Genomic DNA, 19,041 nt, shown 5'->3' with positions numbered 1-19,041 from the left:
AGTGGTTGAACATACTCGAATTGGGATTGCGCAATTACAGCATGTCGACCCGTCCCCCGAAATCGTCCGCAACGACCTGTTCGATCGGCCGCGCGATCCCGCGCGTGAGACCTGCCGGAATGGCCACCGCGAAGCCGCGCGTCAACAGTCCGTCGACCGCCCAGCGGACGCAGTAATCGGCGGCGACCCCGACCACGACCGCGCGGTCGACCCCGTTTTCGCGCAGATTGGCGAAAAAGGTATCGCGATCCATTGGCGGGGCGATCCCGCGCGGGTCTTTCAGAACCAGTCCGTCCTCCGCCCACATGTCGAACACCCCTTTCTCAAGCGTGCGGCACGGGATCGGAAGGGGCATGGCAAGGGGATCGATCAGGTTACGCCAGCCGGCGGTTCCCTTGACGCAATGGATCTGGAACAACTCGGCCTCGGCGCTCGCGGGATAGGTATCGGCGAAATGGGTGTCGAACGTGAAGACGATCCCGGCGGTATCGTTGGCGGTACGCGCGTTCAGCCATTCGGCCAGCGGTTCGACGATCTCCGCCGCTCCGGCGACCGGCAATGCACCATCGGCCAGGATGAAGTCTGCTTGCGTGTCCACCACGACGATGATGTCGGCCAATTCCAGAACTCCCGAGAACGGCCAATTGCATATGTTCCAAGAGCATATATGTAAAGCGTATGGAAGAATCGCCGGTTCCTGATGACTATGATCCCGCCGCATATGACCGGCCGTCGGTTACCGTCGATTGCGTCGCGATGGGTATGTCCGATGGGAAGCTGGCGGTCCTCCTGACGCGTCGTACCCAGTTACCTTTTCCCGGTTACTGGGCCTTGCCCGGCGGCTTCGTCGCCATTCCCGAACCGCTCGAAGCGGCCGCATCGCGCGTTCTGAAGCAGAAGGCCGGCTTGAATGACGTCACGGTCGATCAGGTTCACGCCTTTGGGGCAGTGGAGCGCGATCCGAGGATGCGGATCATTTCCATCGCGTACCGCGCGCTGCTGGCCCCGGCGGCGCTGGCCGCAGTCCCCGTCCATGCCGATCGATGCCTGGCGACGATCGATGCCGACGGGTCGGTTTCGGCGAACGGGCAGCGCCTCTCGCTCGCGTTCGACCATGCGGCCATTGTCGCGATGACGCTCACCAGGCTGCGCCGAACGATCGATGACGATGCCTTTGCGCTGGTCGCGGCGCAATTCACTCTGCGCGAGTTGCAGACGGTGCACGAAGCGGTGCTGGGCCGTCCACTCAACAAGCCGGCGTTTCGCCGACGGATGCTCGATCGCGGCATCCTGCAGGCGACCGGGGTGTTCGAGGCAGTGCGCGCATTTCGCCCCGCCGAACTCTATGTCCATGTTCCGAAAGGCTGATCGATGGTGGTGACCGATATCGCGACCCGCGTGTGGAACCATGGCTGGCGGCTGGACCCGGTGGTGCGCAGCCTACTCGACACCGATTTCTACAAGCTGCTGATGGTGCAGATGATCCGCGACGTGCATCCGGACGTCCGCGCGACCTTTGCCGTCATCAACCGCAGCAAGTCGGTCCGGCTGGCCGAGGTGATCGACGAGGCTGAATTGCGCGCGCAGCTCGACCATGCGCGGACGGTCCGGTTCAGCAAGCAGGAACTGATCTGGCTGGCGGGCAACAGTTTCTACGGCGTGCAACGCATGTTCTCGCCCGATTTCATCGACTGGCTGAGCCGGTTTCGCCTGCCCGACTACGACCTGTCGGTGCGCGACGGACAATATGAACTACATTTCGACGGCCCCTGGCCAGAAACCTCGCTATGGGAAATCCCGGCGCTGACCATCGTCAACGAGTTGCGGGCGCGGGCGGCGTTGCGCGAGCATGGGCGGTTCGCGCTGGACGTCACCTATGCCCGCGCGAAGGCACGACTGTGGGACAAGGTCGAACGGCTGCGTGCGCTGCCTGATCTGGTCCTGTCCGACTTCGGCACGAGGCGGCGGCACGGCTTCCTGTGGCAGCGCTGGTGTGTCGAGGCGTTGCAGGAGGGGCTAGGCGATCGGTTCGTCGGCACCTCGAACGTCCTGCTGGCAATGCAGGCGGGGGTCGAGGCGATCGGGACCAACGCGCATGAACTGCCGATGGTCGAGGCGGCGCTGGCCGAGGACGATGCGGGGATCGCCGCCGCGCCGTACCGGGTGCTGGCGGAATGGCGACGGCATTATGGCGGTAACCTGCTGATCGCCTTGCCCGATGCCTATGGCACCACGGCGTTCCTGCGCGATGCGCCCGACTGGCTGGCCGACTGGACCGGCTTCCGCCCCGACAGCATGCCGCCGATTGAGGGTGGCGAGCAGATCCTGCGCTGGTGGCGGGAGCGTGGCGTCGATCCACGTTCGAAACTGCTGATCTTTTCCGATGGCATGGACGTGGACAGCATCATGGCGACCTATCACCATTTCCATGGCCGGGTCCGCATGAGTTTCGGCTGGGGCACCAACCTGACCAACGACTTCCGCGGCTGTGATCCGCTGGGCGGCGAGGCGCTGGAGCCGATTTCGCTGGTGTGCAAGGTCGTCAGCGCCAATGGCCGCCCGGCGGTCAAGCTGTCCGACAATCCGGCCAAGGCGACCGGCGACCCGGCCGATATCGCCCGCTATCTGCGTATCTTCGGCGATACCGGCCGGGTCGCGATCCCGGTTGCGGTCTAGAGACGGACGTACCGGAAATACCAGACTTCATGGCCCTGCCGCCGTGCCTTGCGTTCGTAGCGGGTCTCGGGCCAGTCGGCGGGGCGGGTCAGGAAGTCGGCGGCGGTCTCTGCCTGCCACGCGAAGTCGCGGCGCTGGTCCATGACCATCATCGCCCAACGGCAGTAGGTCGGATCGTCGGTCCCGAGCCGGAACTCGCCACCGGGACGCAGCTTGGCGGCGATCAGGTCCATCGGGCCGTGGTTCATCATGCGCCGCTTGGCATGGCGCGCCTTGGGCCAGGGATCGGGGTGGAGCAGGTAGACACGCTCCAGCGAGGAGGCGGGGAAGCGTTCGATCACCTCCAGCGCGTCGCCCATGTGCAGGCGAACATTGGACAATTCGCCGTCACGGATGTGGTTGAGCGCGCCGACGACGCCGTTCAGGAACGGTTCGCAGCCGATGAAGCCGTGGTGCGGCCGCGCGGTCGCCTGCCCGGCCAGATGCTCGCCCGCGCCGAAGCCGATCTCGACCTCTACCGGGCGGTCGGCACCGAACAGGACCTGCGAATCGAGCGGGCCGGTTTCGGGGACCGATACGCGGGGCAGCAGTTCCTCGACCAGCGCGGCCTGGCCCTGGCGCAGCTTGTGGCCCTGTCGACGGCCATAGAGGCGACGGATGGTAGTGGGATCGTTCATCGCCGCGCTCCTACCCGGCGGGGTGGTGATCCGACAAGGGAGCTTCCGTGGTCGCCGGGGGTTCGGATGCCATGGGCAAGAAGCGCAAGGCCAAGCATCAGGCGAAACAGCGGGCGAAGCGGCTGGTCGATGCCGATATTGATGCGGGGCGGGGGCTTGCCCGCGAACTGCACGACCATCCGGTAGTCAAGGTCGCCGGGTGGCTGAGCGAGGTGGCCGACCAGCCGCCGACGGTCGCGATCAACCTGACGACGATTGCGGCCGGGCTGTGGCGCGGCGATGCCCGGTTGACCCGGACCGGGGTCAGGATGCTGGCCGCGCACGGGCTGGCGACGCTGGCCAAGTCGGTGATAAAGGCCAATGTCGACCGGGCGCGCCCGCATCTGTTCAGCGACCGTGAGGATCACCGGCCCAAACCCGGTGATACCGACGAGGGGCCGCAGAATTCCTTTCCATCGGGGCATACCGCAGGCGCGCTGGCGGTGGCGCGGGCGGTGGCGCGCGAATATCCCGAGGCGGCCGGACCAGCCTATGCCGGGGCGGCGGCGGTCGCGGTGATCCAGGTACCACGGGGGACGCATTTCCCGATCGACGTCGCGGTCGGCGCGGTCATCGGATGGGTGGCGGAAGCGATGGTGGCACGGGTGTTGCCGGAACCGCGCGGAAGTTGACGAAACTTGTGCGAATCATGGTTCTGTGGAGCGTTGTTCGCGTTCTAAATCATAGGGTTAGTCGGTTAGTAATTGTTCGACGTTTACACGTTTTGCGGGCGGATGTCGTCTTGCGGAAGGCTGGCGGGATCGGACGGTTCAAAAAGCGCACCGACGCAATGGGTTGGTCGCCCCTGTGTCAGCGTGTCACGCCCGTCACCTTCGCGCACTGTTGCCTGAGGGTTCGTAGCGCTCCCACCGTGCAGCGATCGTGCGGCACGACAGGAATGGTCGAATTACCATTTCCGGCAGGCGGTAGGAAAGCCGTGCACCTCAGCGTTTGGGCATCGTACCGGCACCGAGCGTGATCTGGCGGTCGCCGCACATACTTCTCTTTGACACGGCGGGTTGCTGACGGGAGCCGTCACCTTCGCCTTTTCGGCAAAGGCGAGCGGGCGTGGCGCAGACGGCGATCGGTTATGCTGACGACACGCCCAGCCGCTGCGAGAGAGGCTCCATGTCCGATCAAAAGCGCAACTGCGATGCTGGAGCCGATCGACATTCAGCGGCGATCGCGAATTCTCGTCATTCCCGCGCAGGCGGGAATCCATAACCGCCGACGTTTCAACCGGATTCGCGACGCTGGCGCGTATGGATCCCCGCCTGCGCGGGAGTGACGATAGCAGATAGAGCAGTCGTTCCGCTTCCAGGGAACTGAATATCGATCCGGCCCAGTTTGGTAGCGGCGTCGAGAAGGTGGTATTTTAGCGTCGTGTGCGGCTTGGTCCGCCCGGCCTATCGCCGGTTACGACGCACAGTGGACGAACGGTCATGCCGCTACGCCTTGGCGTCAGAACCCGGACCAGTCACTGTCGGGCACGGCCGATGTGGCGTTCCCGGCCGTGCGCGAGGGCATTGCCCGGACGATGCGGTGGCCGGCCGCCGCGGCGCGCTGTTGCAACTGATGCACCGGAGAGGTCGGCGCGGCAGATCCGTTGCCCACGTTGAAGCCGGCGATCTGGCGGCTCATCCGGTCGGCCTCGGCAGCGAGGGTCCGCGCGGCGGCGGTCGCCTGCTCCACCATCGCGGCATTCTGCTGCGTCACGCCGTCCATTTCCGCGACGGCGGAGTTGATCTGGAGAAGGCCGGTCGCCTGCCGTTCGGCAGAAGCCGCGATGTCGGAGACGAGGCCGTTGACCTCGCCGATCTTGCCGATGATCCGATCGAGTGCCTGACCGGTTTGCCCGACGAGTTGCACGCCCGCGGCGACCTGCGTCGACGAGGCGGTGATCCGGGTCTTGACGTCCTTGGCGGCCTCCGCCGAGCGTTGCGCCAGCGCGCGCACTTCGGACGCCACGACGGCAAAGCCCTTGCCCGCATCGCCGGCCCGCGCCGCCTCGACCCCCGCGTTCAGGGCGAGGAGGTTGGTCTGGAAGGCGATGCCGTCGATGACCGAGATAATCTCGGATATTTCATTCGACGTCCGCTCGATACCGCCCATCGCATCTACCGCACCGCGCACGATGCCGCCCGACTGCGCGGCTTCGTCGAGGGCGTTGCGCGCGGCCGCATCGGCGCGGCCGGCGCGTTCGGCGGTGGTGCGGACGGTGGAGGTGATCTCGTCCATGGCGGCCGCCGTCTCTTCCAGCGATGCCGCCTGCTGTTCCGTGCGCTGGGACAGATCGTCGGACGCCTGACGAATGTCGCTGGCGCCGTTGTTGATGCCGGCCGCCGCGTCGATGACCTGGGACAAGGTGCCCCGCAAAGCGATGGCGGCGTTGTTGAAGTCCGACTGGACCTTCGCATATTCGGCGGGGAATGCGCCGTCGATGCGGCAGGTCAGGTCGCCCTGCGCCAGCGATGCCAGGCCGGAGGCCAACGCGTTCGTAACCTCCGCCACCGCCAGCGTCTTTTCCTGCTCCGCGTTCACCACGGCGCGGCGGAAGCTGTCGACTGCCCGCGCGATCTCGCCGACTTCGTCCCGCTGTTCGAGATGGGGCATTTCGACGGAGCCGCCCTGCGTTACCAACGCCGGCAATGCGTTGGCGAGCCGTCGGATCGGCGCCACGATCTTCGACGCGATGATGATGAACGACACCGCAATTATGACCATGGCGATGGCGATCAGGCAAGGATGGCATTCCGGCTCGTTTGCGCGGTGGTGGTCGCGTCGCTGCCCGTCTGCGCGGCGATCTTGAGCTGAAGGTCGACCAGCTGCCCGATCGTATCGGAAACCGGCTCGATGCTCGCATAGAGCTTGCCGAGAACGAAGGCATCGAGGGCGGCGCGATCACCGCGATCGAGGATCGATTGAAGTTCGGCTACGCGTTCGTCGGCGATGCGCATGCGCGCCTCGGCGTCTTTCGTCAGGGCAGCTTCCTCGCCGTCGATCTGGTTGACGCGATAGGCTTTCCAGCGATCGTGCAGCAGCGCGGAACCCTCGCGTACCTTCTTCGCCGACTGCGCGAAGGTGAAGTTGCCGTTGCGCGCCTTGTGCGAGGCATCGACGATGTCGACCGCATATTTGTCCGCCACGACCTTCAGATCGCGCATCGGCAACACCCGATCCTGCAGGATCGTGTCGAGTGCGGCCTTGCTGGTGCTCATGCTCCAGAACGAAACGCCGGCCAGCGTGACGATAGCAAGCGCCAAGGCAGATATGCAGGCAAAAAGTTTAGCGCGGATAGTCATTTCAATCTCCCGGCGATCCGTATCGTGCCGAATGATTAATGATATCCCTAAGGTCAGAGGCTGTATGCGATGTCGTTTGCAAGCATTCTGTATTTGTGCACGTATTTAGATTTTATCGGCTTGATTCGACTGTTGATTGGCTGTTTTGCGTGATGACGTTACGGAAGGATCGTAAATCTGTTTTACTGCTTGCTCCGGGAGCGGGCTGCGATTGTTAATAGTCAATCCGTGCAATAGCTTCGGTCTAACGGCCCCCGCAATGGCCGTCGTCGGCTACCTTTCCGTATCGTGTCGTGCGCTGAACGGCAGACAAGGAAAAGGGGAGGCCCGCCATTCCGGCGAACCTCCCCTTTGAACGTCTTCGTACAGACGGGAGATCAGGCTGCCAGGGCGGCCTTCAGATCGTCGACCAGGTCGGTCTTTTCCCACGGGAACAGATCGCCCTCGGGCTTGCGACCGAAATGGCCATAGGCGGCGGTCGGTTGGTAGATCGGCTTGTTGAGGCCCAGATGCGTGCGGATGCCGCGCGGGGTCAGGCCGCCCAACTTAGCGATGCCGGCGATCGCATTCTCGATCGCGTCGTCGCCGACGGTGCCGGTGCCGTGGGTGTCGACATAGAGCGACAGCGGCTTCGACACGCCGATCGCATAGGCGAGCTGGATCGTGCAGCGCTTGGCAAGGCCGGCGGCGACGATGTTCTTCGCCAGATAGCGGGTGATGTACGCTGCCGAACGATCGACCTTGGTCGGATCCTTGCCGCTGAACGCGCCGCCGCCGTGCGGGGCCGCGCCGCCATAGGTGTCGACGATGATCTTGCGACCGGTCAGGCCGGCGTCGCCGTCCGGGCCGCCGATTTCGAAGCTGCCGGTCGGGTTGATGTGATATTCGGTGGCATCCGACAGCAGTTCGGTCGGAAGCACGTCGGCGACGACCGACTTCACATAATTGTGAAGCTCGGCTTCCTTGTCGCCATTGTCATAGCCCGGCGCATGCTGGGTCGAGACGACGATCGCGGTCGCGGCGACCGGCTTGCCGTTTTCGAAGCGCAGCGTGACCTGGCTCTTGGCATCGGGTTCGAGGAACGGCGCGGCGCCCGAATGGCGGTCGGCGGCCATCTTCGCGAGGATCTTGTGGCTGTAGTCGAGCGTCGCCGGCATCAGGTCGGGCGTTTCGTCGCAGGCGAAACCGAACATGATGCCCTGATCGCCGGCACCTTCGTCCTTGTTGCCCGACGCGTCGACGCCCTGCGCGATATGCGCCGACTGCGCATGCAGGTTGTTTTCGAAGCGGAAGCTTTCCCAGTGGAAGCCCGACTGTTCATAGCCGATCTTCTTCACGGTTTCGCGCACGGTGCGCTCGATCTCGGCCTGCGCGCCGTCGGCCCATGCGCCGTTTTCGAACACGCCCTTGCAGCGGATTTCACCGGCGAGCACGACCAGCTGGGTGGTGGTCAGCGTTTCGCAGGCGATGCGCGCTTCGGGGTCTTTCGACAGGAACAGGTCGACGATCGAGTCGGAAATCTGGTCCGCGACCTTGTCGGGATGGCCTTCGGAAACCGATTCCGAGGTGAAGAGATAATTGGAACGCATGGACTTCCTCTAGGCTAGAGGGAAAGCACGCGGCCGTTGCCATGCCGCATATAAAGCTTTCCTTATATGACCGCCCTAGCGCGTGCGGCGGCGGATGGCAATCGCGACGCCACACAGCAAAACTATCGCCAGCAGCGCCATCCAGTTGCCGACGCGCGCGAACAGGGTGGGGGCGCGGGGGGCGGGGATCGGCACCTCGATCGCGCCGGCTTGCCCCATCGGGATCGACGCGACGAGGCCGCCGGTGGCGTCGATCACCGCCGAAATGCCGGTCGGGGTCGAGCGGAGGATTGGCAGACCTTCTTCGGCAGCGCGCAGGCGGGCCTGCGCCAGATGCTGCGGCGGACCCCAGCGGCCGAACCATGCGTCGTTCGAGGGATTGAACAGCAGCGCCGGGCGGTGCGCGCGGTCGACGACCTGCCCCGAGAAGATGATCTCGTAACAGATCTGCATGCCGATCGGGCCGAAGCCGGGCAGGGTCAGCGTCGCCGGGCCGGGGCCGGGGCGGAAATCGATATCGCCCATCACGAGGCGCGACAGGCCGAGCGGCTGGAGGATCGAGCGCATCGGGAGGTACTCGCCGCCCGGCACCAGATGCGCCTTGTCATAGCGGCCGACAATGCGGGTGTCCGGGGTGATGGCGAACACCGAATTGCCGGCGTCGCTGACCTGCCCGTTGGCGCCGAAGAACAGCGCGGTGCCGCCGACGAGCGCCGCGTCGCCGGGGCCGAGGGTGCTGGCGATGCGGGCGCGCAGAAGGGCGGGCGACTGCTGATACCATTCGAACGGATAACCGTCCTCGAGGTAGAAATTGACGGTGCCTTCGGGCCAGACGATCAGGCGCGGGGCGCGGCCGGGGGCGCTGGACAGCTCGATCTGCTTGTCGAGCAGGCGCTGGTCATAGCCTTCGCTGCGGACGACCTCTTGCGGGAAGTTCGGCTGGATGACGCGGACGCGGGGGGTGGTGGCGGTTGCGGGCGGCGTCGGGGCCGTTTGGCCGGGGACCAGCATCAGCAGGGCGAGGGCGACGATGACGCCGGCGCGGACCTTCGGGCGGGGCAGGAGCAGCAGCGCGCTGGCGACGACGGTCAGGCCGGACAGCGCATAGGTGCCGGTATAGGCGGCGAGCGCGCGCAACGGGGTGGGCACCCAGATCACCCCGATCGGGTTCCACGCATAGCCGGTGAAGACGATCGCGCGGAGATATTCGGTCGCGATCCATGCGGCGCCGGCGATCAGGACGAAGTTCAAGTCGGGGCGGTCGCCGCGTCGGCCCAGCTTCCACGCGATGCCGCCCGCCAGCATCGGATAGATGGCGAGGTAGAGCGCCAAGCCGACGACCGCGACATAGCCGAGCGCGGGCGGCATCCGGTCCTGAAAGTCGAAGGCGTGCTGGATCCAGTTGTTGCCGATCGTGAAATGGGCGACGCCGAACAGCCATGACCGCCACAGCGCGGCCTTCAGCGTCGGCGCGCGGTGGACCAGCCACAGCCACAGCGCGAACGCGGTCAGCGTGACCGGCCACCATTGCAGCGGGGCGAAGCCGAGGGCCGAGGTCAGGCCGGCGAGCAGGGCGAGAAGAGCAGGCACGCGGCGCATATCCGGCTTGTGGCGGGTGGGTGCAAGGGGGGTGTGGGTCGGTGCGCGAACTCCCCTCCCTGGCAAGGGAGGGGAGCGAGGTCGCGCTTTCATCGCGACCCTTGCCGCCCTATCTCCAGCTTATGAACCCGTATCTCTGGCTCGCCATCGCGATCGTCGCCGAAGTGATCGCCACGTCGACGATGCGTGCGACCGCGGGGTTTACGCGCTTCGTGCCGTCGATCGTGACGGTGGCGGGCTATGCGGTCGCGTTCTACTGCCTGTCGCGGACGCTGGAGAGCGTGCCGACCGGCATCGCCTATGCGATCTGGTCGGGGGTCGGGATCGTGCTGGTCGCGGGCATCGCCTGGGTCTGGCAGGGGCAGCGGCTGGATGTGCCGGCGATGGTCGGCATGGTGCTGATCATCGCCGGCGTGATCGTGATGAACCTGTTTTCGGACAGCGTCGCGCACTAGATCGGCGCGCGAAGGAGTTTTCCAAATGAACCAACCGGTGACCGTCGACATTCCCCATCAGCTAGGCCGCGCGGGCGTGCGGCAGCGGATCGACAGCGGGATCGACAAGCTGGCCGGCATGATCCCGGGCGGCACGCTGCACGACAAACGCTGGGACGGCGACACGCTGCATTTCACGGTCAGCGGCATGGGACAGACGGTGCAGGCGCGCTGCGAAATGCATGACGCGCATGTGCATGCGGTGCTCGACCTGCCGCCGATGCTCGCGATGTTCGCGAACAAGATCAAGGAGAAGCTGGGTCGCGACGGGCCGGCGTTGTTGAAATAGACCCACGTTGGTCATTCCGGCTTTCGCCAGAATGACACGTGGTGCCTATCGCGCCGCGAGCGGCTGGCTGACCCACCAGATGGTATTGCCGACATCGTCGGCGACCAGCAGCGCGCCGGTCCGGTCGGCGATCACGGCGACCGGGCGACCATGGACCTGCTTGCCATCGGTGGTAAGAAAGCCGGTCAGGAGGTCGACCGGCTTGGCATTGGCGGCGGGGAAGCCGTTGGCGGCGAACGGCACGTACACGACCTTGTAGCCCGAGGGCGGCACCCGGTTCCACGACCCGTGCAGCCCGATCACCGCGCCGTTGCCGAAGCGTTCGCCCAGCCGCATGTCGGCGGTGAAGGCGAGGCCGAGTGGGGCGACATGCGCGCCGAGCGCATAATCGGGGCGGGCGACATATTGGCGCAGGTCGGGGCGCTGCGGCTGGACGCGGTCGTCGATATAGCCGCCCCAATAATGCCATGGCCACCCATAGTTGCCGCCGAATTCCACCTTGGTCAGATAGTCGGGCGGCATGTCGGAGCCGAGCATGTCGCGTTCGTTGACGACGGTCCACAAATCCTTGCTGCGCGGTTCGAACGCCATGCCGTTGGCGTTGCGCAGGCCGGTGGCATAGATGCGGAACGTCTTCTTCGCCGGATCGACCTGCCAGATCGCGGCGCGGTTCTTCTCAATCTCCAACCCGTTCTCGGCGATGTTCGAGGCCGAGCCGACGCTGACGTACAGCGACCTGCCATCGGGATCGGCGACGACGTTGCGCGCCCAGTGATTGCCGCCGCCCGGCAGGTCGACGATCTTTTCGGGGGCGGCCGTGATGCGCGTCTGGCCGGTGCGGAAGGGATAGCGGACCAGCGCATCGGTATTGGCGACATAGAGCGCGTCACCGACCACCACCATGCCCGATGGCGAGTTCAGTCCGGTCAGGAATACCGAACGCGCCTCCGCCACGCCGTCGCCATCGGCATCGCGCAGCAGGGTGATGCGGTTGGCCGACGGGGTGCCGGCACCGGCGCGTTTCATGAACAGCCGCATGAACCAGCCGGTAACGCCACCGCCCTCACGCGGGGGGCTGTTGCTTTCGGCCACCAGCACGTCGCCATTGGCGAGGCGGTAGAGCCAGCGCGGATGGTCGAGGCCCTTGGCGAAGGGCTGCACCTGCAACCCGGCAGGAGCGGTCGGGGCCTGCCCGTCCCGCCAACCGATCGGGTCGGCAACGCGGACGGTCGGGAACCATTGGTCGCGGACCTGGGTCAGTCGCGGCGTACGCCCGGTCACCGCATTCTCGCTCAACTGTGCCCGGTCGGGCCGCGTGAGGTAGAAGGCCAGCCCGGCGATCAGGACCAGCAGGACGAGGCCGAAGCGAATGACGTGTTTGCGCATCCCCGTTGAATAGGGCGGCGCAGGCGGCGGGGGAAGGGGGTGCCGGCATCGCGGCAAAAGAGGGCCGCCGGTCACAAGGGAGAGTGCCGGCGGCCCGTCGGATCGGTTCGAAGGGGGACTTACGAACGGACCCGGTTACGATTTGATAGCGAGGTTGCGTTGCTTTGTAAAATCGATTGAATCATAGTCGGTAATCGATTTTGGTTGTCGTTGCGTGTGCGGCTGTTCCCTTCCACCAGCCAATGACCCGTCCCCCTTCCCGGCGGGGCGGATTTCATTCCTCGATTTGCGGGTGGGGCGGGTGGAGGCGCAGGCGCAGGACCCGACGGGTGTCGGCGGCGATGATTTCGATGCGCCAGCCCGAGGGATGGTCGAGACAGGCACCCTGTTTCGGCACCTGTCCGGCAAGGACGAAGGCAAGGCCGCCAAGTGTCTCGACGTCCTCCTCGACCTCCCCCAGTCGCGGGTCGATCAGTTCGGCGGCATCCTCCAGTTCGGCACGTGCATCGGCTTCCCATGCGCCGCCTTCCAGCGGCACGAACAGGTCGGTCGGTGCCTCGTCATGTTCGTCCTCGATCTCGCCGACGATCTCCTCGACCAGATCCTCGATGGTGATGAGGCCGTCGGTGCCCGAATATTCGTCGAGCACGATGGCGAGGTGGGTACGGCTGGCCTGCATCTGCGCGAGCAGGTCGAGCGTGCCCATCGATTGCGGGACATAGAGCGGCTGGCGCAACAGGCCGATCGCGGTCGGCGGATGGTCCTCACCCTTCGCCAGGATCGCGAACACGTCCTTCACATGGACCATGCCGACGATCGTATCGAGTTTCTCGCGATAGACCGGCAGGCGGCTGTGCCCCGCTTCGGCGAACAGCTTCACCACATCGACGAAGGGGGTGTTTTCCTCCAGCGCGACGATATCGGCGCGCGGCACGCCCATGTCGCCCGCATCGCGTTCCCCAAAATGCAGGATGTTGCGCAACATCTTGCGTTCGATCGGTGAGAGATCGCCCGCGACCGGCGCGTCGTTCTCGTCCTCATGCGCTGCGATCACTTCCTCGATCCGTTCGCGCAGCGTTTCGCTCGCGTCCTCCCCGAAGATCAGCGAGCGCAGCCCCCGCCATATGCCCCCTTCGGAGCTGCTACTGTCGCCGGGCGTGGTGCTGGTCGAAACGTCGGCCATGATGGTCGTGTCAGTCCTCTGTAACCGGATAGGGATCGTGCAGGCCGAGTTCGGCGAGCGTCGAACGCTCGATCGCCTCCATGGCTTCCGCCTCGGCATCATTTTGATGGTCATGGCCTAGCAAATGCAGGCAGCCATGAACAATCAGGTGCGTGGCATGATCGGCGACCGATATGCCGCGTTCCGCCGCCTCGGCAACACAGACGCCGTGGGCGAGCACGATGTCGCCCAGCAGCACTTCGCCATCGTCGCTGTTCTGCGTGACGGTGTCGAGCAGGTCGGGCTGGATCATCGGAAAGGACAGGACGTTGGTCGGCTTGTCCTTCTGCCGATACTGGCGGTTGAGGGTCTGCACCTCGTCATCGGAGGTCAGGCGGATCGCGATCTCGATCAGTGCCGGATCGGTAAGCCATGCGCCCTGCGGCGTGCGGCCGATCGCGGCGGTGGCGGCGCGGGTAGCGAGCGCCTCCCAATCCTGATCCTGCGGCCAGTCGGCCTCTGCCTGTACGGCGATGTCGATCATCTGAGGTCGGTCCTTGCGAAGTCGTCGCCCTTGTAGAGGAGCGTGGCGTTGTTGGTATGGGCGCAGGCATAGGCGAAGCAATCGCCCATGTTGAGTTTGGCCGGATGACGACCCTTGCCATACCGATGATAGGTATCGAGGGCGATGCGGGATTCGTCCGATCCGATCTCTACCCGGCGCAGCACGGCTGCGTGCGCCGTGTCCTGCACTTCCTGTCGCGCGCGCTCGATCGGATAATGATAGGACCGACATAATGCCACGACGGTTTCCCATTCCGTCATTGCCGACCAGATCGGATCCGCGTCCTGCATCAGTCGTTCCATCAACTGCTCGCCGTCCGCTTCGCCAGCGATCATCGCTACGAACGCCGAGGCATCAACGAATATTGTCATCGACGTCTTCTTCACCCGACAACCAGTCGTAGAACGCCTTGTCGGCTTCCAGTCCGGTCGGCGGGGGCAAAGGATGTTTCAGGCGGTACTCTCGCATCCATTCGATCAGGTTTCGACGCGGTTCGGTCTTGTCCAAATCATCCTCGACGCGAAGCACTGCGTCGCGCACGACCTCTGTCTTGCTTCTGCCGAGCCGTTTGGCGACGCGAGCCACCGCCGCTGCGGTCTCCGGGTCCTTGATGTAAAGCGAGGCCATCACCGGTCTCCGAAGGGATATCCCGCAAGGTAATGAGGGATATCCCTCAACTCAAGCGTCCTTGCCCTCATACGCTTCGACGATGCGCCCGACGATCGGGTGGCGGACGACGTCGCCGGCACCGAAGCGGGCGAAGGCGATGCCCTCGATCCCCTCCAAACGGCGGGTGGCGTCGGCAAGGCCCGATGCCTGTACGCCGCCGGGCAAGTCGGTCTGGTTGGGATCGCCGCACACCACCATTCGGCTGTTCTGTCCGAAGCGGGTCAGGAACATCTTCATCTGCGCGGGGGTGGTGTTCTGCGCTTCGTCGAGGATGACGAAGGCGTCGGCGAGCGTCCGGCCGCGCATGAAGGCGATCGGCGCGATCTCGATCTCGCCCGACAGGATGCGGCGTTCGACCTGTTCGGCGGGCAGGCAGTCGTTCAGCGCGTCGTACAGCGGGCGGAGATAGGGATCGACCTTCTCCTTCATGTCCCCGGGCAGGAAGCCGAGCTTTTCGCCCGCCTCGACCGCCGGCCGCGACAGGATCAGGCGCTGGACGCTGCCGGTGATGAGCTGCGCGACGGCCTGTGCCACGGCGATATAGGTCTTGCCGGTGCCCGCCGGTCCGAGGGCGAAGATGATGTCGTTGCCGAGCAGCTGGTGCATGTAGCTAGCCTGCGCGACGGTGCGCGGGACGATCGTCTTCTTGCGCGTACGGATCATGATCGACGGAGCGCCCTGACCGCTTTCGGCGCGGAAGATACCGTCGAGCGCGGGTTGCGACGACATGGCGATGACCGCGTCGATCAGGCCCGGATCGACCTCCTCACCGCGCAGGATGCGGCGGTGGAGTTCGTTCAGCACCTCGCGGGCATGGGCCACCGCCTCGGCGGACCCCTCGATCCCGACCCGATCGCCACGAGCGGTGATGTAGACACCCAGCCGTTCCTCGAGCGCCAGCAAATTTGCGTCGAATTCCCCGAACAGGCGGGAGAGGAGTTGCGGCTTGTCGAAGCTGATCTCGGCGCGGGCGCGCTGGCCGGCTACGGCGGGGACGGGCTTGCGGCTCATGCGATCCTTTCGGTCGGAGGGCGATGGCGCGCGGGTCCGGGCTGGGCCTGGAATCGGACGGGGCGGCGCGACTGCATCATGGGCGAGACTGGCAGATGCTTTTGCGGGGGGAAAGCGAAACTTGGTTCACGCGAAGGCGCGAAGGCGCGAAGAGAAAGTAAAGGAGATTGCGCGCAGAGGCGCAAAGGACGCGGAGGGGTTACGTTTGCCGCGTCAGCGGCTTTCCTGGCTCGACGCAGCGGATCGATAGGCTTCGCCGGGCATATCAGGCCGCCCCGCCCGAAACCCCTTTGCGTCCTCTGCGCCTCTGCGCGGAAAATACTTCTTCTCCGCGCCTCCGCGCCTCCGCGCCTTCGCGTGAACCCCAATCCTTACTTCAGCGTCGCCATGTCGATGACGAAGCGATACTTCACGTCGCTCTTCTGCATCCGGTCGTAACCGGTTTCGATTTCGTCCATCGCGATCGTCTCAATATCGGCGGTCAGGCCGTGCTGATGGCAGAAGTCGAGCATTTCCTGCGTTTCGGCGATGCCGCCGATCAACGACCCTGCAAGCGAACGACGACCGAAGACCAGGTTGCCGACCGAGGGCGAGGGGTGCGGGGTTTCCGGCACGCCGACCAGCGTCATCGTCCCGTCGCGCTTGAGCAGGCCGAGGAACTGGTCGAGGTCGTGCGCGGCGGCCACGGTGTTGAGGATGAAGTCGAAGCTGCCGGCGTGAGCGCCCATCGCGTCGGCGTCCTTCGACACGATCAGGTCCTTGGCACCTAGACGGATGGCGTCGTCGCGCTTGTTGGGCGAGGTGGAGAAGACATAGACCTCGGCACCCATCGCCGCGGCGATCTTCACGCCCATATGGCCGAGGCCCCCCAGACCGACGATGCCGACCTTCTGGCCCGGTCCGACCTTCCAGTGCTTGAGCGGCGAATAGGTGGTGATGCCGGCGCACAGCAGCGGCGCGACGGCGGCGAGGTCGGCGACGTCGTGCTTGATAGCGAGCACGAAATCCTGATCGACGACGATATGGTCCGAATAGCCGCCGAAGGTATGGCCGCCGAGAACGGGGTCGGGACCGTTATAGGTGCCGACGAAGCCGGTGCCGGTGCAATATTGCTCCTCACCCTCATGACAGGACGGGCATTCGCCGCAGCTGTCGACCATGCAGCCGACGCCGACCGTGTCGCCGACCTTGAACTTGGTCACGTCGCTGCCGACGGCGGTGACGGTGCCGACGATCTCGTGGCCGGGGACACAGGGGTAGAGGGTGCCGGGCCATTCGCCGCGCGCGGTGTGCAGATCGCTGTGGCAGACGCCGCAATAGCGGATGTCGATGGCGACGTCGTTCGCCTGGGGATCGCGGCGATTGAACGAGAAGGGGGCGAGCTTGCTGTCGGCCGATTGCGCGGCATAGCTCATTGCGGGGGTCGTCATGCTGGATTTCCGTTGATGGAGGAATTCGCCAGCACAATGCAACCGGTTGGCATTCGTTGCTGATACATCATATCAACGGCGTGATTTTTCAGGTCACGCGCCGTTCGCCATGTTCGAGCATCGCCGGAATCACCAGATCCTCTTCATCGGCCAGATGGCGGTTGAGCATCGCCAAGAGCGCCCGCGACCGCTCGGCATAGTCGGCGGCGGCGCGATCGACCGCGCCCGATCCACCAAGTGCCGCCAGCAGGGTGCGTGCACCGGTCACATTCGCCTCCAGCGCGTCGTGAATCGCGTGGTGATCGGCGTCGAGCAGGTCGAAGCCGCGCGCCATGCGTGGATCGAGTGCGCGGAATTTGGGGAAATAGGCGTGATCCTCGACCTGATGATGGCCGTTCAGATGTTGGAGGAAACGGTTGAGATCGGGGACGAAACGCCGCTGGAATGCCTGCGCGTCGAGCTTGCCATCGCGAAAGGCGGTCAGCGAGGTTTCGACCGCCGCCGCTTCGGCGCGCAGCGAGGCATGGATGTGCAGCCAGAAATCGGCGAGCTGACCGAAATTGGCATGGGTGCGCCAGTCGGGTTGCGGATAGGCGGCGCGGAGATAGGCAAGGTCGTCACCGATGGCCCCGCGCGTTGCGAGGTCGCTCACGCTGCAGCTCGCACCCGCTCCACGCCCGATAGCGAGACCGCACCGGTCGCGACGATCTCGACCTCGACCATGTCGCCGATCTTCGCATCGGTCAGGAAATGGACCGATTGCAGCCATGGCGACTTGCCGAGCATCTGCCCGGCATGGCGGCCCTGACGTTCGACCAGCACTTGGCAGATGCGGCCGACCGCCCGGTCGTTGAACGCCTTCTGATCGCGCAGCAGCGCCGCCTGCAACCGTTGCAGTCGTTCGTCCATCACCGCCATCGGCACTTCACCGGCCATGTCGGCGGCGGGGGTGCCGGGGCGGGGACTGTATTTGAAGCTGAACGCCTGCGCATAGCCGACCGCATCGACGAGGTGCAGCGTATCCTCGAACTCGGCATCGGTTTCGCCGGGAAAGCCGACGATGAAGTCGCCCGACAGCGCGATATCGGGGCGGGCGGCGCGGACGCGGTCGAGCAGGCGCAGATAGCTGTCGGCGGTATGGCTGCGGTTCATCGCCTTGAGCACGCGGTCGTTGCCGGCCTGTACCGGCAAATGCAGGAACGGCATCAGCTTCTCGACATCGCGGTGCGCGTCGATCAGCCCCTGCGTCATGTCGTTCGGGTGGCTGGTAGTATAACGGATGCGCTCAAGTGCCGGAATGCGGTCCAGTTCACGGATCAAGGCGTCGAGGCCGCGACCGTCGCTATCCGTCCAGGCATTGACGTTCTGACCCAGCAGTGTGATTTCACGCGCGCCGCCGTCGACCAGCGCCTTCGCCTCGTCGACGATGCGGGCGAAGGGGCGGCTGATTTCGGCACCGCGCGTATAGGGTACGACGCAGTAGGTGCAGAATTTGTCGCACCCCTCCTGCACGGTCAGGAACGCGCTGGGTCCGCTGCGGCGACGGGTGGGCAGATGGCCGAATTTGGATTCGGGCGGCATGTCGGTGTCGAGTGCGGGCTTGCCCGCAGCCGCGTCGGCGACCAGTTTCGGCAGGTTGTGATAGGCCTGCGGGCCGACCACGACATCGACCCCGGCGCGACGGACGATCTCCTCCCCTTCGGCCTGCGCCACGCAGCCGGCGATGGCGATCATCGGGTCGGCGCCATGTTTGCGCAGGCGGCCGATGTCCGAATAGACCTTTTCGGTCGCCTTTTCGCGAATGTGGCAGGTGTTGAGCACGACCAGATCGGCGGCATTGGCATCGTCGGTCGCGGTCATGCCCTGCGCCGCCATCAGTTCGGCCATGCGCTCGCCGTCATAGACGTTCATCTGGCAGCCGAACGACTTGACGTGGAAGGTTTTCGGGGTGGTCATCGGCGGGCCTGTACCGGATTTCGGCCGTGGTAGAAAGGATTCCGGTTCACGCGACGGCGCGAAGGCGCGGAGAGAAAAAGGGGTGGTTCGCGCAGAGGCGCAGAGGCGCGGAGATGTGGTGCGCGCCGTAACAGCGGCTCTCCATCTATCGTTCAGCAAGCGAGAGGCTTCGCCAGACGAACTGCGAGCCTTCGCGT

The 19,041-nt window shown here is 65.2% G+C and carries 20 protein-coding genes; 5 read left to right on the top strand and 15 right to left on the bottom strand.

The genetic code is table 11. The features are described from left to right. Positions 1-34 precede the first annotated feature (34 nt). Positions 35-619: a cysteine hydrolase family protein gene (locus tag ASE59_RS11190; RefSeq protein WP_056456085.1), complete on the bottom strand. Its 585-nt coding sequence runs from the start codon at positions 617-619 to the stop codon at positions 35-37. A 59-nt stretch (positions 620-678) separates the two neighbouring features. Between ASE59_RS11190 and ASE59_RS11185 the strand changes: the two genes are divergently transcribed. Continuing rightward, positions 679-1,368, top strand: a complete 690-nt coding sequence (locus ASE59_RS11185) for an NUDIX hydrolase (protein WP_056456083.1) — start codon at positions 679-681, stop codon at positions 1,366-1,368. A gap of 3 nt (positions 1,369-1,371) precedes the next feature. Then, positions 1,372-2,676: a nicotinate phosphoribosyltransferase gene (pncB, locus tag ASE59_RS11180; protein WP_056456081.1), complete on the top strand. Its 1,305-nt coding sequence runs from the start codon at positions 1,372-1,374 to the stop codon at positions 2,674-2,676. Here the strand turns inward: pncB and trmB are convergent. Then, entirely contained in the window at positions 2,673-3,353 is a 681-nt protein-coding gene (trmB, locus tag ASE59_RS11175; protein ID WP_056456079.1) for a tRNA (guanosine(46)-N7)-methyltransferase TrmB, read from the bottom strand. The two genes, pncB and trmB, sit on opposite strands and share 4 nt — an antisense overlap. Positions 3,354-3,400: 47 nt before the next feature. Here trmB and ASE59_RS11170 point away from each other — a divergent pair, with 47 nt between their 5' ends. Then, complete coding sequence (locus ASE59_RS11170) at positions 3,401-4,024, top strand: phosphatase PAP2 family protein (protein ID WP_156360037.1); 624 nt, start codon at positions 3,401-3,403, stop codon at positions 4,022-4,024. A gap of 829 nt (positions 4,025-4,853) precedes the next feature. Here ASE59_RS11170 and ASE59_RS11165 read toward each other — a convergent pair. The 4 genes from ASE59_RS11165 to lnt all read right to left on the bottom strand — a co-directional run bounded on the left by ASE59_RS11165 (position 4,854) and on the right by lnt (position 9,882). Next, positions 4,854-6,116: a methyl-accepting chemotaxis protein gene (locus ASE59_RS11165; protein ID WP_082458281.1), complete on the bottom strand. Its 1,263-nt coding sequence runs from the start codon at positions 6,114-6,116 to the stop codon at positions 4,854-4,856. 11 nt (positions 6,117-6,127) lie between these two features. Continuing rightward, positions 6,128-6,694, bottom strand: coding sequence for a Tar ligand binding domain-containing protein (locus ASE59_RS19200; protein ID WP_082458279.1), 567 nt, complete (start codon positions 6,692-6,694; stop codon positions 6,128-6,130). Between the two features lie 377 nt (positions 6,695-7,071). After that, positions 7,072-8,283, bottom strand: coding sequence for a methionine adenosyltransferase (gene metK, locus ASE59_RS11160; protein ID WP_056456076.1), 1,212 nt, complete (start codon positions 8,281-8,283; stop codon positions 7,072-7,074). 75 nt (positions 8,284-8,358) lie between these two features. After that, positions 8,359-9,882: an apolipoprotein N-acyltransferase gene (lnt, locus tag ASE59_RS11155; RefSeq protein WP_056456073.1), complete on the bottom strand. Its 1,524-nt coding sequence runs from the start codon at positions 9,880-9,882 to the stop codon at positions 8,359-8,361. 122 nt (positions 9,883-10,004) lie between these two features. On the opposite strand from lnt, the gene ASE59_RS11150 reads away from it, so the two are divergent. Beyond that, complete coding sequence (locus tag ASE59_RS11150) at positions 10,005-10,337, top strand: SMR family transporter (RefSeq protein WP_056456071.1); 333 nt, start codon at positions 10,005-10,007, stop codon at positions 10,335-10,337. Between the two features lie 25 nt (positions 10,338-10,362). Next, entirely contained in the window at positions 10,363-10,665 is a 303-nt protein-coding gene (locus ASE59_RS11145) for a polyhydroxyalkanoic acid system family protein (RefSeq protein WP_056456069.1), read from the top strand. Between the two features lie 45 nt (positions 10,666-10,710). On the opposite strand, the gene ASE59_RS11140 is transcribed toward ASE59_RS11145, so the two are convergent. The 9 genes from ASE59_RS11140 to miaB all read right to left on the bottom strand — a co-directional run bounded on the left by ASE59_RS11140 (position 10,711) and on the right by miaB (position 18,844). Then, positions 10,711-12,051, bottom strand: coding sequence for a PQQ-dependent sugar dehydrogenase (locus ASE59_RS11140; RefSeq protein ID WP_056456067.1), 1,341 nt, complete (start codon positions 12,049-12,051; stop codon positions 10,711-10,713). A gap of 274 nt (positions 12,052-12,325) precedes the next feature. Next, a complete protein-coding gene (locus ASE59_RS11135; RefSeq protein ID WP_056456065.1) occupies positions 12,326-13,234 on the bottom strand; it encodes a hemolysin family protein in 909 nt (302 codons plus the stop codon). A 10-nt stretch (positions 13,235-13,244) separates the two neighbouring features. Then, a complete protein-coding gene (gene ybeY / locus ASE59_RS11130) occupies positions 13,245-13,757 on the bottom strand; it encodes an rRNA maturation RNase YbeY (protein ID WP_056456063.1) in 513 nt (170 codons plus the stop codon). Continuing rightward, a complete protein-coding gene (locus tag ASE59_RS11125; RefSeq protein WP_321163226.1) occupies positions 13,754-14,164 on the bottom strand; it encodes a type II toxin-antitoxin system VapC family toxin in 411 nt (136 codons plus the stop codon). The genes ybeY and ASE59_RS11125 overlap by 4 nt, the downstream gene beginning before the upstream one ends. After that, a complete protein-coding gene (locus tag ASE59_RS11120; protein ID WP_056456059.1) occupies positions 14,133-14,405 on the bottom strand; it encodes a type II toxin-antitoxin system VapB family antitoxin in 273 nt (90 codons plus the stop codon). The genes ASE59_RS11125 and ASE59_RS11120 overlap by 32 nt, the downstream gene beginning before the upstream one ends. Before the next feature lie 51 nt (positions 14,406-14,456). Continuing rightward, positions 14,457-15,458, bottom strand: coding sequence for a PhoH family protein (locus ASE59_RS11115; protein WP_056456056.1), 1,002 nt, complete (start codon positions 15,456-15,458; stop codon positions 14,457-14,459). Between the two features lie 371 nt (positions 15,459-15,829). Next, complete coding sequence (locus tag ASE59_RS11110) at positions 15,830-16,888, bottom strand: NAD(P)-dependent alcohol dehydrogenase (RefSeq protein WP_056456054.1); 1,059 nt, start codon at positions 16,886-16,888, stop codon at positions 15,830-15,832. 88 nt (positions 16,889-16,976) lie between these two features. Beyond that, a complete protein-coding gene (locus tag ASE59_RS11105; RefSeq protein ID WP_200913267.1) occupies positions 16,977-17,540 on the bottom strand; it encodes a hemerythrin domain-containing protein in 564 nt (187 codons plus the stop codon). Beyond that, positions 17,537-18,844 carry a tRNA (N6-isopentenyl adenosine(37)-C2)-methylthiotransferase MiaB gene (miaB, locus tag ASE59_RS11100; protein ID WP_082458277.1) on the bottom strand — a complete coding sequence of 436 codons (1,308 nt, stop codon included), beginning with the start codon at positions 18,842-18,844 and terminating at the stop codon, positions 17,537-17,539. The genes ASE59_RS11105 and miaB overlap by 4 nt, the downstream gene beginning before the upstream one ends. Positions 18,845-19,041 lie beyond the last annotated feature (197 nt).

Source organism: Sphingomonas sp. Leaf10 (genome assembly GCF_001421245.1).
Lineage (GTDB): Bacteria > Pseudomonadota > Alphaproteobacteria > Sphingomonadales > Sphingomonadaceae > Sphingomonas.
This window is presented reverse-complemented; position numbering and strand designations above follow the sequence as displayed.

Excerpts from the sequence above, each read along its gene's own strand:
- ASE59_RS11185 (WP_056456083.1), top strand. The coding sequence starts at position 679 with ATGGAAGAATCGCCGGTTCCTGATGACTATGATCCCGCCGCATATGAC.
- pncB (WP_056456081.1), top strand. The coding sequence starts at position 1,372 with ATGGTGGTGACCGATATCGCGACCCGCGTGTGGAACCATGGCTGGCGG.
- trmB (WP_056456079.1), bottom strand. The coding sequence starts at position 3,353 with ATGAACGATCCCACTACCATCCGTCGCCTCTATGGCCGTCGACAGGGC.
- ASE59_RS11165 (WP_082458281.1), bottom strand. The coding sequence starts at position 6,116 with ATGGTCATAATTGCGGTGTCGTTCATCATCATCGCGTCGAAGATCGTG.
- ASE59_RS19200 (WP_082458279.1), bottom strand. The coding sequence starts at position 6,694 with ATGACTATCCGCGCTAAACTTTTTGCCTGCATATCTGCCTTGGCGCTT.
- metK (WP_056456076.1), bottom strand. The coding sequence starts at position 8,283 with ATGCGTTCCAATTATCTCTTCACCTCGGAATCGGTTTCCGAAGGCCAT.
- lnt (WP_056456073.1), bottom strand. The coding sequence starts at position 9,882 with ATGCGCCGCGTGCCTGCTCTTCTCGCCCTGCTCGCCGGCCTGACCTCG.
- ASE59_RS11150 (WP_056456071.1), top strand. The coding sequence starts at position 10,005 with ATGAACCCGTATCTCTGGCTCGCCATCGCGATCGTCGCCGAAGTGATC.
- ASE59_RS11145 (WP_056456069.1), top strand. The coding sequence starts at position 10,363 with ATGAACCAACCGGTGACCGTCGACATTCCCCATCAGCTAGGCCGCGCG.
- ASE59_RS11140 (WP_056456067.1), bottom strand. The coding sequence starts at position 12,051 with ATGCGCAAACACGTCATTCGCTTCGGCCTCGTCCTGCTGGTCCTGATC.
- ASE59_RS11135 (WP_056456065.1), bottom strand. The coding sequence starts at position 13,234 with ATGGCCGACGTTTCGACCAGCACCACGCCCGGCGACAGTAGCAGCTCC.
- ybeY (WP_056456063.1), bottom strand. The coding sequence starts at position 13,757 with ATGATCGACATCGCCGTACAGGCAGAGGCCGACTGGCCGCAGGATCAG.
- ASE59_RS11120 (WP_056456059.1), bottom strand. The coding sequence starts at position 14,405 with ATGGCCTCGCTTTACATCAAGGACCCGGAGACCGCAGCGGCGGTGGCT.
- ASE59_RS11115 (WP_056456056.1), bottom strand. The coding sequence starts at position 15,458 with ATGAGCCGCAAGCCCGTCCCCGCCGTAGCCGGCCAGCGCGCCCGCGCC.
- ASE59_RS11110 (WP_056456054.1), bottom strand. The coding sequence starts at position 16,888 with ATGACGACCCCCGCAATGAGCTATGCCGCGCAATCGGCCGACAGCAAG.
- miaB (WP_082458277.1), bottom strand. The coding sequence starts at position 18,844 with ATGACCACCCCGAAAACCTTCCACGTCAAGTCGTTCGGCTGCCAGATG.